Source organism: Candidatus Tisiphia endosymbiont of Ditula angustiorana (genome assembly GCF_964026425.1).
Lineage (GTDB): Bacteria > Pseudomonadota > Alphaproteobacteria > Rickettsiales > Rickettsiaceae > Tisiphia.
This window is the reverse complement of record NZ_OZ032143.1, coordinates 354,405-366,277: the sequence shown is the minus strand read 5'-3', so window position 1 is coordinate 366,277 and position 11,873 is coordinate 354,405. Positions and strand designations below refer to the sequence as shown.

At 32.8% G+C, this 11,873-nt stretch carries 13 protein-coding genes; 6 read left to right on the top strand and 7 right to left on the bottom strand.

From position 1 onward, the window contains the following. Positions 1-28: 28 nt before the first annotated feature. The 3 genes from AAGD29_RS01580 (at position 29) to AAGD29_RS01570 (ending at position 3,107) form a co-directional block, all read left to right on the top strand. A complete protein-coding gene (locus tag AAGD29_RS01580; protein ID WP_341758257.1) occupies positions 29-253 on the top strand; it encodes a DUF2674 domain-containing protein in 225 nt (74 codons plus the stop codon). 77 nt (positions 254-330) lie between these two features. Continuing rightward, on the top strand, positions 331-2,214 hold the full coding sequence (locus tag AAGD29_RS01575; protein ID WP_341758256.1) for a DUF3857 domain-containing protein: 1,884 nt from the start codon (positions 331-333) through the stop codon (positions 2,212-2,214). A gap of 129 nt (positions 2,215-2,343) precedes the next feature. Beyond that, positions 2,344-3,107, top strand: a protein-coding gene (locus AAGD29_RS01570) for an IS5 family transposase (protein ID WP_341758255.1) whose coding sequence is annotated in 2 segments (ribosomal slippage) — positions 2,344-2,676 and positions 2,679-3,107 — 762 coding nt in all. Because the reading frame shifts where the segments join, the coding sequence is not laid out codon by codon here. A gap of 321 nt (positions 3,108-3,428) precedes the next feature. Here AAGD29_RS01570 and AAGD29_RS01565 read toward each other — a convergent pair. After that, positions 3,429-3,584 (bottom strand): Sec-independent protein translocase subunit TatA, encoded by a 156-nt coding sequence (locus AAGD29_RS01565; RefSeq protein ID WP_341747719.1) that lies wholly within the window; start codon positions 3,582-3,584, stop codon positions 3,429-3,431. Between the two features lie 93 nt (positions 3,585-3,677). On the opposite strand from AAGD29_RS01565, the gene AAGD29_RS01560 reads away from it, so the two are divergent. Continuing rightward, positions 3,678-4,028: a hypothetical protein gene (locus tag AAGD29_RS01560; RefSeq protein ID WP_341758254.1), complete on the top strand. Its 351-nt coding sequence runs from the start codon at positions 3,678-3,680 to the stop codon at positions 4,026-4,028. Here AAGD29_RS01560 and AAGD29_RS01555 read toward each other — a convergent pair. From AAGD29_RS01555 to AAGD29_RS01545, 3 genes are all read right to left on the bottom strand, one after another. Continuing rightward, on the bottom strand, positions 3,975-4,865 hold the full coding sequence (locus AAGD29_RS01555; protein ID WP_341758188.1) for an IS982 family transposase: 891 nt from the start codon (positions 4,863-4,865) through the stop codon (positions 3,975-3,977). The two genes, AAGD29_RS01560 and AAGD29_RS01555, sit on opposite strands and share 54 nt — an antisense overlap. Positions 4,866-5,124: 259 nt before the next feature. Further along, positions 5,125-5,484, bottom strand: coding sequence for a type II toxin-antitoxin system PemK/MazF family toxin (locus tag AAGD29_RS01550; RefSeq protein WP_341758253.1), 360 nt, complete (start codon positions 5,482-5,484; stop codon positions 5,125-5,127). Next, a complete protein-coding gene (locus AAGD29_RS01545) occupies positions 5,460-5,738 on the bottom strand; it encodes a ribbon-helix-helix domain-containing protein (protein WP_341758252.1) in 279 nt (92 codons plus the stop codon). The genes AAGD29_RS01550 and AAGD29_RS01545 overlap by 25 nt, the downstream gene beginning before the upstream one ends. Before the next feature lie 564 nt (positions 5,739-6,302). Between AAGD29_RS01545 and AAGD29_RS01540 the strand changes: the two genes are divergently transcribed. Both AAGD29_RS01540 and pal read left to right on the top strand, forming a co-directional pair. Continuing rightward, a complete protein-coding gene (locus AAGD29_RS01540) occupies positions 6,303-7,193 on the top strand; it encodes an IS982 family transposase (protein WP_341757342.1) in 891 nt (296 codons plus the stop codon). A 217-nt stretch (positions 7,194-7,410) separates the two neighbouring features. Then, on the top strand, positions 7,411-7,875 hold the full coding sequence (gene pal, locus AAGD29_RS01535) for a peptidoglycan-associated lipoprotein Pal (RefSeq protein WP_341758251.1): 465 nt from the start codon (positions 7,411-7,413) through the stop codon (positions 7,873-7,875). Between the two features lie 459 nt (positions 7,876-8,334). Here pal and AAGD29_RS01530 read toward each other — a convergent pair whose 3' ends face one another. Genes AAGD29_RS01530 through trxB form a run of 3 tightly spaced genes read right to left on the bottom strand, consistent with a single transcriptional unit; the run spans position 8,335 to position 11,872 of the window. Then, positions 8,335-9,432 (bottom strand): glycoside hydrolase family 3 N-terminal domain-containing protein, encoded by a 1,098-nt coding sequence (locus AAGD29_RS01530; protein ID WP_341758250.1) that lies wholly within the window; start codon positions 9,430-9,432, stop codon positions 8,335-8,337. A 9-nt stretch (positions 9,433-9,441) separates the two neighbouring features. Continuing rightward, on the bottom strand, positions 9,442-10,932 hold the full coding sequence (locus tag AAGD29_RS01525; protein WP_341758249.1) for a replicative DNA helicase: 1,491 nt from the start codon (positions 10,930-10,932) through the stop codon (positions 9,442-9,444). Positions 10,933-10,942: 10 nt separating this feature from the next. After that, a complete protein-coding gene (gene trxB, locus AAGD29_RS01520; protein WP_341758248.1) occupies positions 10,943-11,872 on the bottom strand; it encodes a thioredoxin-disulfide reductase in 930 nt (309 codons plus the stop codon). Position 11,873 lies beyond the last annotated feature (1 nt).

Genomic DNA, 11,873 nt, shown 5'->3' with positions numbered 1-11,873 from the left:
GAAATTAAAATTAATAAAAAATAAGATTATGACAAGGGTAAAACCCCATCAAAAGATTATATCTTTCGCTGAAAATAAATCTGATTTAGATAAAATTACTCAATCTATTATGGACGGTTGGGCAATAGTAAAACTAATGCCACATGGTAATTATTTTATTGGTGTCATGGAAAAAATGAATTGTGACAATAATATAAATGACCAAGAAAAAATTGTTTATATCCCTCCAAGAAAAAAGATCATTTTTACTTAGTGGTCTCTATTTTTTAGTGTATAAAACCTTATGGGCTTTGTTATTAACTAGACTATACTCTTTTAGGATTATTTATAATGACTTATTTAAAATTTTGTCTTCGTTTAATATTATTGGTATTTTTAATAAACTACTCCGCTCAAGGAAGATGGAGTAACTACGAAGATGCTCCTGTTGAAATAAAATTGTGTAACAACAATATTACTATTAACCAAGATGGTACTTCTGAAGAAATAACGGAAATGCACGCAAAAATACTAAAAGAATCAGGACGTAGTGAGTTCTCTCAATATAGATTGACTTATAATAACTATAGTTCCCATATCTCTATATTAGAAGCCAAGACTATTTATAATGGACAAGAATATGTAGTTTCTAAAGATATGATTGAGGATAAACCGCTAGCTAGTTTTGGACAAGGTTTTGATCAATTAAATCAGATAACTATCTCATTCCCTAAAGTGGAACTTGGTGCAGAAATATACTTAAAATGTAAGTTTGTTAAAACGAAAGTCCCTGTAGATAATTTTTATGGTACTACTTTATTTTATGGTACGGAAGGCTACTTGCGAGCAGATCATACTAAGATTAATTCCAAATTACCTCTAAATATCAAAGTAAACGACCCAAAAGGCGTATTAAAAGTTATTACCGATGCTAAAAGTGACTTTCATTCGGCAGAGATTATCTTAGAAAAACCTGTTTATAATCAATTAACCAATGAACCAAATAATGGTGTATTAAATGTTAAACATACTACTTGGATATCCTTGTCAAGCTTAACTAAATGGCAAGATTTGGCTAAACAACTTGCTCCTGGCTATTTTAAGGTAATCAATCAACCACTTCCTACAATCTTCATGAATATAGCGGAATCTGCTCTAGATAAAAATACCGATGAAGAAAAAATTAATTTTGTCACTTCTTCATTAGCTGAGAAAATCCAATATATGGGTGATTGGCGAACAGTATCAGGTCGGTATTTTCCTAGAGATTTAGAAAAGATTGCTACTTCTCAAATTGGTGATTGCAAAGATTTTTCTGCAAGTACTGCTGCTATCTTGCAAAAGCTTGGGTTTAAGGTTCAACCCATTTTAGTAATGCGAGGTATTACTAATTTTTCTAACCCAAATGCACTACCTAACATAGGAAATTTTAATCATGTGATGCTTAAAATAGCTAATAAAAATGGAAAAATATATTGGATTGACCCAACAAACTTTGTTAGTATGGCACAAGGAATTTTTCCGGATGTTGCAGGTAAGTTAGCCTTGGTATTAGATCTTCAACAAGCAGGTTATACCAAAATTCCTGAAATAGCCTATCAAAATTCACAAGCTATAATACACAATGAGTTCGTAATAAGAAATAATATTGTAGATGTGCAAGGTCAGCTTGATTTGAAAGGAGAAGAAGCAGTAAATATAACAGGTGCTGGGTTATATGAATCAAATGAACAGCTAAGAGATATTACTTTCCACATGTTGACAGGAGTATATCTTGATGAAGAAGACAAGAAATTTTTAGAATTACCTGACCTTACTTCTCGTATTGTTAAGGATCTTACAATTAAATACGCATATCAGCAAAAAAACCGAATTTTTAAAACCAATAAGGGGTCTGGTTTAAGGTTAAAATTGTATGAAATGAAGGATATTACCAATACAGCTTTTGACCAAGTATCAGACCTTTTTATAGGTATACCTAACACTAACACAAGACATATAATTATAAAAAATATTATAATTAAAGACTGTAAAAAATTAAACTTTGAGGTTGATACTCCGTGGATATATGTCAATAGATCATGTAAATATCAGGATAAAGATACCGAATTTACAGATATAATCTCCATAAGAAAAAGTTTGATTACCAATGAAGAGTTAAAAACTCCTCAGTATAAAAACCTTAAAAGCAATTTAGAGAATAAGTTTGAGCGAGCTGCGATAGTTATTGAATGAATATAATTATCCCTTGCTGTCAAGGTAATGTCATTCCCGCTTCGGTACACTAGGGCGTGTCATCAATTAAGTTGACAGGAGTGTTCGTTTGTTGTGTAATAGAGAGAAAATTAAGGATAAATCTTCTCTATGCGTCGATATGCTCTACGTGACGATCAATGGGATCGGATTAAAGATAACCTACCTGGAAGGAAAGAGTCTGTTGGTGTAACAGCCAAGGATAATCGCCTATTTGTAGAAGCAGTCTTGTATCGATATAGGGCTGGTATACCTTGGAGAGACCTATCTGAACGTTTTGGAGATTTTCGAGTGATTCACCTACGTCATTCAAGGTGGAGCAAGACAGGTGTGTGGAAAAAGGTTTTTGAGATGCTGGCTGAAGATGCTGATAACGAGTATGCCATGATTGATTCAACCATTGTTAGGACTCATCAACATAGTGCTGGTGCTAAAAAAAAGAGTTAGATGATGACCAAGCAATTGGACGAGGTAAAGGGGGGCTGAGTACTAAAATCCATGCCACATGTGACGCTCTAGGGAATCCAACGGGATTCCCTCTTACCCCGGGTCAAGCTCATGATTTGCAAGGATCTGATGTTTTGATGAATGAATTGACGAAAGCGGATGCTGTACTTGCTGATAAGGCTTATGATGCCGATGCACGTATGCGAGATAAGCTGAAAGATAAGGGATGTATAGCTGTGATTCCCCCAAAGAAGAATCGTGTGAATCCAGCTAATTATGATAAAGACCTCTATAAAGCTAGGCATTTGATTGAGAACTTTTTTGCAAAATTGAAGCAATATAGAGCTATTGCAACACGATTTGACAAAACATCTCAGAACTTTTTGGGTGCTGTTTATATGGCTTCCATGGTAATTTGGCTCAATTGATGACACACCCTAGTGTTCGGTTTAAGTCAGCGACGTCATCTTAGGCAAGTGAGAGCCTTAGGTACGAACGCTCGATCCGGGATCAAAGGACTTAAAATTGTCGTAAGGATGATTTGTCAATCTTACTTACGATAATTTTTGCTAACTACTTGATTTTCTAGATACTGAAATAAATTCAGGATGATGTCCCACGAATCCAAAGATGTGGGTAATAGTAAGCACAAAACCGTAGCGTACTAAATTCCGTTACGGATTCGAGAACGAAAATAACGATCGATAAAACCATTAGATAGAAATCTTCACATCACCTAGCAAAACAGGTTATTCATCTTTTTTCTTATCAATGTCTTTCATTCCTTCCTTGAAAGCTTTAAGACCTTTTGCAAGATCTGACATCACTTGAGGCAATTTACCAGCACCAAATAACACTAAGATAATTAACAAGATCACTAACAAGTGACTGAAGCTCATTCCCATAATATCAATTTTGTAAGTTTTAAGTTAAAACTACTATAATACTATAGTAAATAGTTAATTTGATCTAGCATAAAAAAATATAAGTTTATCAGCATGAAAAGATTAAAAACTAACATCACTAATATCTATGGCGATCAAGGTAAGATTTGGTTAGATGATTTACCAAGAATTGTGGATGAATTGGCTAAGGAGTACGGTTTGTCTAGTTTAAATCCTATTAAAAACTTGAGTTACCACTATGTTTTAGTAGGTTTTCAAGGTCATCAGCCAATTATCTTAAAGTTGGGTCTAGATATTGCTGGACTTAAGAGAGAATCAGCAGCTTTAAAGGTTTTGTCTAGATTTGGCAGTGTTAAGGTTTTAGCTGAAAGCCCTAGCTTACTATTAACGTTAATTCGGGATAAGGACGTTGTGGATATGCATATTAAAGTCAAGTTTTGTTGAAGGCTTATTTTTCTTTAGTGAATAAGCGATAAGGGTTGATAATATGTGTACAAAAGCATTTATAGCAGACCTATGCCTTGTATGCTCAAGATTCATTTTATTCTTTAGAAAATCAAAAACTGTCTCGATTAAATTTCGCTTTCGAAGTAAGATTTTCTCTTTTAAATCCATTAATTTATTTGCCATATTCTTCTTAATTCCATGAATCATTTTTAATCCTCTTTCGTATAAATTTAAGAACAAATTTTGCTTGATGTAACCTTTATCAGCAGCCATAATTCCAGTCAATCCTTTTGTTAATTCCAGTACGGGAACTCTATCATCTACATTGCCCTTGGTCACTTTTAATGCCATAAGCTCTCCTTTATTGTTAATTATCAAATGTAATTTAAATCCATAAAAATAGCCCATAGAGGATTTGCTATGTTTGGCTAATCCTTTGAAAACTTTATTACTGGAACGCCTTTTATTATGACATGCTTTAATTGTTGTAGCGTCAATAAAATAAACACCTGTTTCTTGACCAAATAATAAATGAATCAAAATATTTAATGGCATGAATAATCTAGGTGTTAATTCAATAAACCGGTTATAACTTAAGGCTTTAGGGAAATCATCCTTATGTAGATGTTCCATATAAATTTTGTAGAAAAATTTAAAGTTCTTGGCATAAGATGTATGATACATAATTATTATGGTTAACATCTCACTTAAACTCATACTACAAGGACGATTCCTCTGCTTATTTGATGGTAATAATTTTCTTTTTTCATATTCAAGATAAATTTTACAAAAATCATCTATGAAACTGTATAATTCTGTGATATCTTTTTTCATGCCTGTGTTTATTTATTTCTTTTCAAATAAACTATTTAGCACAGGCTTAAAATCCTTGCAACCCCTATTATATATCAACTATTCTCTCTTACCTTATCCCGAATTAACGTATTACAGAAGAATTTTGTTTTTAAGCTACACCTTAAACCAAAAAATAAATTCTTATACTAGAATGTCTTTAAAAGGTACATTTGGAGTATTATTTAATAGCTATCCGATTTTTTAAGGTAGACTATCAAACGACCTAAAGTTTAGTAGTTCATAAATCAACTAATAATCGTAACTTATATAAAATACTATTTAATTCATTATAGGTAGTTTGTGCTAATCTAGGGTAAATAACACGATTTACAGTAATTGAGCGACAATGCTCTACTAAAGCATAACTCTTAACTTGTAAATTATCCCTAACCTCTAACTCAAAATGAAGTTTACTAAATTCAGTTTGTGACTTACTACTAAGAGGACAGACGAAAATGATGGGTGGACTAGCATTCAATATTATTTGTGAGTTTAATATTATGATGGGGCGTATTTTTCCAATCTCAGATTTCTTTGCTGGGTCAAGTCTAGCTAAGTAGATACCACCTTGAGTTAAAATTTTCTGTTGTTCCACCATTCCTCTTTTTCTTGCGGTAGATTTGAGTTTAAACCCTCTATTAATTCCTCTGACTCCTTAAGATATTCTTTCGATTTTTTCATAGCGGTAAAACTCTTAATAATGTCATTTTGTTCAAGATGAACCTGAAAATTATTTAATTCATGTATAACTGCTTTGCGTATAAATTCAGTTCGAGATATACCTAACTTTTTTGCTACTTCATTACTGGCTGTAGCTATGTTATTTGGTAAAGTTATGGACAAACTTATCATATTAAAAACCATATGAGATAATATATAAGATATTATACTAATAAATAAATAATTTAAAAACAAAAACCTACATTGAAACGTATTGAATACTTATAACTGGCAAGCAGAGTTAGCATAACTAAAATGTTTCTGTACTATACTCGCTTTATAGCTAATTATTACTAATAACAACATAATCATGGACAAAATAACTACTCGAGAATCATAAAGAAAGGTTATAAAATTATGAAATTCAGGAGAGTAAGTTTTTTAATAATTCTTTGGTTTCTTTGAAACGTTGGATAATCATTAAAATAATATCCATAAATTACATGTTTTAAGGCTATTATAGCATTGATATTTATTTTTTAGGTCGTATAGCTTAAAAATAAAATTCTTCTATAAAAGCCTTAAAAGTATCTTAAAAAGCACCTGTTCTAATTTGGTTAAATTGTCATTAAAATAATCCCCCTTTATTACGTCAGTTTGGGATAAGATATAGATGAAATAGTAATAGATAAAAGGATTGTCAAAAAGGAGTGCCTGCAGTATTTATATTTTTAAACAAAAAAACAAACTACAGGCATGAAAAAAGATATCACAGAATTATATAGTTTTATAGATGATTTTTGTAAAATTTATTTGGAGTATGAACAGAGAAAGTTATTACCATCAAATAAGCAGAGAAATCGCTGTTGTAGCATGAGTTTAAGTGAAATGTTAACAATAATAATTATGTTTCATACATCCTATGCTAAGAATTTTAAATTTTTCTATAAAAGTTATATAGAGTGCATGCATAAGGATGATTTCCCTAAAGCCTTGAGTTATAATAGATTTGTTGAATTAATGGCACGATTATTCATACCGCTAAATATGTTGATTCATTTGTTGTTTGGTGAGGAAACAGGTATTTATTTTATTGACTCTACAACGATTAAAGCTTGTCACAATAAAAGGCGTTATAGCAATAAAGTTTTTAAAGGATTAGCCAAACATAGTAAATCCTCTATGGGGTATTTTTATGGTTTTAAATTACATGTAATAATCAATAATAAAGGGAAGTTTATGGCATTAAAAGTGACCAAAGGCAATGTAGATGATAGGATTCCAGTACCGGAGTTAACAAAAAGATTAACTGGAATTATAGCAGCTGATAAAGGTTATATTAAGCAAAATTTGTTCTTAAATTTATATGAAAGAGGCTTAAAAATGATTCATGGAATTAAGAAGAATATGGAAAATAAATTAATGGATTTGAAAGAAAAAATCTTACTTCGAAAGCGTAACTTAATTGAAACAGTTTTTGATTATCTAAAAAATAAAATGAACCTTGAACATACTAGACATAGATCACCAATAAATGCCTTTGTCCATATATTATCTACTCTTGTTGCTTATTCATTAAAGAAAAATAAACCTTCAACAAAATTTGATTTTAATCTACATGTTCTCAATATCCTTATCCCGAATTGACGTAAGATATGATAAGAGAGTTGTTATCTAAGTTCTGAATTATTAAACACCGGCTATATACGATATTTTTACCACATTTATCCAAGAGTTTAATGCTAAAACTATTTTAGGCTTTTAAGTGGCAGTATGATAATATATAATACATAGATGAGATGTTTAACAATTTTTCTGTTAAGCAAATATAACCAATAGCTTTATTTAAATTAAGGAGTTTATTATGCTACTAAAAAAAACTGCAATAGCTTTTTTAGCACTATTTGTGCTTTCTGGATGTAATACTAAAAAGAAACCGGCAGAAGGGGTGGTGACTCCTATTGTCGAGGAAAGTTCTTTAGCTGCTGATTTCGAAAGAAATGTTGGTGATAGGATATTTTTTGCTTTCAATAAATCAGATCTTTCAAGTAAATCAAAAGAACAGCTAAATAAACAAGCCGTTTGGTTAAAAAAACATTGTCATACTAAAGCTACTATTGAAGGACATTGTGACGAAAGAGGCACAAGAGAGTATAACTTAGCACTTGGTGAAAGAAGAGCAGAAGCTGTACTAAAATACTTGGTTGGTCTAGGAATTGAGAATAACAGACTTGATACTATCTCTTACGGTAAAGAGAAACCAGCTGTTATGGGTTGTGACGAAGCAGCTTGGGCACAGAATCGTAGAGCTGTAACTGCTATAAAATAAAGTATACTCTTGCTATTTCAAGAGTTGTAAAAACAACTCTTGAAATAAGTAGTGTGTCTTCGATGTCATTCCCACTTTTAGCTAACCTCAAGTATTGATGTAATACCATTTCCCATTATTAACTACACTATTTAGCACTACAGTTGTAGTACTAATGTCAAAATGATGTCATCCCAGTGAAAGCTGGGATCTAATAATGTTTAATAGTCTTTTAGGCTATTTTTTTAGATTCCCGCCGTTGCTAAGAATGACAGCTTTGGGTAGTAACTACAACTGTAGTATTAGTGTAGTTAATAATGGGAAATGGTATAAGACATCGGTTTAATAACCTAAGGTGTCATCCCTGCTTCGGTGCGGGGTCTAAAAAAATAGCATAGAAGGTATATAGCATAGAAGGTATGTTGTATAGTTTTAGATCCCAGCTTTCGCTGGGATGACATAATGGCGGTGACATCACCCCTAATGGTTCTGACAAACAGCAGTCATTTCTTGTATATCACCACTACAATGTAGCACTAAGTCGCAACCAGCTGCAATAGTTTGCCTAGCAACTTTAGCTATACTTGTAACAAATTCTGCCTTCAGTTTTGGGAATTCTTCTACTAAATATTTTTTTAGTCCGGTCTGGTCGGATTTGTCTTTAATAATTCCGTATTCAATAAGTTTTTCTAAATCTTGATCACTTATAGTAGTCGTAGAATCCTGCTTTTCAAAAATCGTCAGAGGTTTTTTAACTATTGAGTATTTAGCTCCAATTTCACCATGCAGGGCAAGCATACAAATATCATCTGAAACTAACATACCTTTAAAACCAATGTCATTTCTAATGAACTTTATGGCAATTGGCGATAAAGTCACTGGTAAATTGGGATCTAAAGCCTCAAATACAATGTGAGCTGTCATAGCCCATCCTGCCTTAGCATTTTTAGATAGTTGTCTAAACACTTCAAAATCTGTATTATTTAATTCAGCAAGCAAACTGGTAACACGCGGCAACTTATAATGACTATCACACGTAGCTCTACCATGCCCTGGTATATGCTTAATAATGGCAATGCCCCCCTGCCCTTCTATCGCCTCTATTGTTTTTGTACATAAGTCAACTACTTTTACTACAGAATCTCCAAAGCTACGATCTCCAATAGCATTATCAGTATAAGGGTAACGCAAATCAGCAACTGGACAACATGGCGAGTCTATTCTATATTCTTTTAAACTCTTCATCAGACTTGAATAATTTGCAAAAACTTTTAAGTATGCATTCTCTGCACCTTCTTGATCATATATTTTACCGAAATCACCAGCAGGGGGATATTCTAGATCTATGATAGGTGGCTTCAACCTCGCAACCCTGCCCCCCTCCTGATCGACAAAAATCAATATATTATAGTCATATAAGCCTCTTAAATCTTGTACTAACTTCAGTAACTGTTCTCGATCTACAATATTTCTCTTAAAGAGAATAAAGCCATATATTGGATTTTTTGACAATAATTCCTTTTCTTGCACCGTCAAACTAGTACCAGCAATACCAAATATTAAAGGTTTCTTGAACATTTATTATCCCTATAGTGTTTTCTGTAAATTACTAAATTTTGAATACTGACTATCATATTGAAGTTTTACGCTACCAACACGACCATTACGATGTTTTGCTATTATAATATCGGCAATATTATATACTTGATTTAAATTACTCAACCATTCTGCGTGTTTTTCTGCGTATTTTGCATCACTCAAAGAAGGCTCTTTACGAGTTAGATAATATTCTTCTCGATAAATAAACATCACTATATCCGCATCTTGTTCAATAGACCCAGATTCTCGCAAGTCAGATAACATTGGTCTCTTATCTTCTCTAAGTTCTACAGCTCTAGATAATTGCGATAAAGCAATTACTGGGATATTTAATTCTTTTGCTATAGCTTTTAATCCTTGAGTAATTTCCGAAATTTCATTTACTCTATTATCAGATTTATTTATCCCTCTAATCAACTGCAGATAATCTATAAATAATATACCAAGATTATATTTACGCTTCATTTTTCTTGCCCTAGTACGAATAGCCGCAATGGATAAAGCTGGCGTATCATCAATAAAAAATGGTAGGTCAAGAGCTATAATTTCTCTACGTAATCGATTATAATTCTCTTCTGTCACATGACCAGACCGTAAGGCTGAAGAGTCAATGTTAGTATGCATGGAAAGAATACGAGTAGCAAGCTGCTCAGATGACATTTCAAGAGAGAAAAAACCTACTGACTTATCTTTTTCTTGTTCCTTATTTTTTAACTGCATAGAATTACAAGCATTTATCGCAAGATTTATGGCAAAAGCTGTTTTCCCCATTGATGGGCGTGCAGCAATGATAACTAAATCTGAATTATGAAAACCTGATAACTCCCTATCTAAATCAATTAATCCTGTAGAAATACCTATTACGTGATTAGAATTCTTCATCGCCCTGTTAATACTAGCAAGAGACTCTGAAAGAGACACAGCAATTTTAACAAAACTCTTGTCATTAATTCCTTCACTAGCAAGGTTATAAAGCTTACCCTCTACATGCTCTATTTGTTGAGTTGCATCATATTCTAAAGAGGAGTCATAAGCATTATTAACTACCTCCTCCCCTATCTGAATTAAACTACGCCTTACTGCCAAATCATAGATTATTCTTCCATAATCAAGAGGATTAATTACCATCATTGACAGAGTAACCAACTTATTTAGATAGTCACTGCCACCTAATTGCTGAAATAATTCATCTCGTTCTAACATACTTCTAAGCGTTACCGGAGTAGCAATTAAGCCTTTTTCGGTAATAACTTCAATAGCATTATAAATCTTTTGATGTATCGGCTCAAAAAAATGATCTAGTCTTAGGAATTCTGAGACAGTATTTAAGTAATCATGGTTGACTAAAATTGCTCCTATTAACATTTGCTCGGCCTGAACATTTGCCGGTAAAGTTCGAGCAACAGGCAAAACTATACTTGTCTCATTTGATCCACTTAACTTATCTGCTTTATCACTCTCTTTTTTACTACGAGGCATAATTTTTTATTTAATGGTTTAAAAACTTTTCTACTTCCAAAGCCGCCATGCATCCCGTACCAGCAGCGGTAACTGCTTGTCTAAAAATTTTATCTTGTACATCTCCAGCAGCAAAAACACCTTTAACACTGGTTTCTGTTGAATTTGGTTTAGTAATAATATAATTATCACTATCTATATCTAGTTGTCCTTTGAATAAACCAGTATTCGGCATATGACCAATTGCTACAAATATACCAGTACAATTAATTGAACTAAGCTCACCTGTTTGAGTGTTTTCAAGCTTGGCTGAATTAACCGATTTAGGATTATCAGTACCAATGACCTCAACCAATCTATGATTCCAAATGACCGATATTTTGGGATTTTTAAATAATCTCTCTTGTAAAATCTTCTCGGCTCTAAAACTATCCCGGCGATGAACAATAGTCACCTGACGTGCATGATTAGTTAAATATAATGCCTCTTCAACAGCACTATTTCCCCCACCAATAACTAATACATCCTGATTCTTGAAAAAAAAACCATCACAAGTAGCACAAGCTGAAACACCATACCCTTTGAATTGTGCTTCGGAAGGAATATTAAGCCACCTTGCTTCTGCACCGGTACATATTATAACGCCGTCCGCCCTAATTATACCAGACGAGGTGGTTACCACTAAGGGTTTTTTTGAAAAATCAACCTTTTCTACATAATCATAGATAATTTCCGCACCAACATTTTTTGCCTGTTGTGTCATTTGCTCCATTAACCATGGACCTTGAACAGGCTCTGCAAAACCTGGATAATTTTCAACATCTGTAGTAATAGTTAGCTGCCCACCTGGCTGCATACCATGCAATAATATCGGTTTTAGTGCTGCCCTAGCTGTATAGATTGCTGCACTCAGTCCAGCAGGACCTGAACCTATAATAAGTACTTTAGTAGAACGATTCATA

Coding starts and splice junctions, on each gene's coding strand:
- AAGD29_RS01580 (WP_341758257.1), top strand. CDS start 29: ATGACAAGGGTAAAACCCCATCAAAAGATTATATCTTTCGCTGAAAAT.
- AAGD29_RS01575 (WP_341758256.1), top strand. CDS start 331: ATGACTTATTTAAAATTTTGTCTTCGTTTAATATTATTGGTATTTTTA.
- AAGD29_RS01565 (WP_341747719.1), bottom strand. CDS start 3,584: ATGGGAATGAGCTTCAGTCACTTGTTAGTGATCTTGTTAATTATCTTA.
- AAGD29_RS01560 (WP_341758254.1), top strand. CDS start 3,678: ATGAAAAGATTAAAAACTAACATCACTAATATCTATGGCGATCAAGGT.
- AAGD29_RS01555 (WP_341758188.1), bottom strand. CDS start 4,865: ATGAAAAAAGATATCACAGAATTATACAGTTTCATAGATGATTTTTGT.
- AAGD29_RS01550 (WP_341758253.1), bottom strand. CDS start 5,484: ATGGTGGAACAACAGAAAATTTTAACTCAAGGTGGTATCTACTTAGCT.
- AAGD29_RS01545 (WP_341758252.1), bottom strand. CDS start 5,738: ATGATAAGTTTGTCCATAACTTTACCAAATAACATAGCTACAGCCAGT.
- AAGD29_RS01540 (WP_341757342.1), top strand. CDS start 6,303: ATGAAAAAAGATATCACAGAATTATATAGTTTTATAGATGATTTTTGT.
- pal (WP_341758251.1), top strand. CDS start 7,411: ATGCTACTAAAAAAAACTGCAATAGCTTTTTTAGCACTATTTGTGCTT.
- AAGD29_RS01530 (WP_341758250.1), bottom strand. CDS start 9,432: ATGTTCAAGAAACCTTTAATATTTGGTATTGCTGGTACTAGTTTGACG.
- AAGD29_RS01525 (WP_341758249.1), bottom strand. CDS start 10,932: ATGCCTCGTAGTAAAAAAGAGAGTGATAAAGCAGATAAGTTAAGTGGA.
- trxB (WP_341758248.1), bottom strand. CDS start 11,872: ATGAATCGTTCTACTAAAGTACTTATTATAGGTTCAGGTCCTGCTGGA.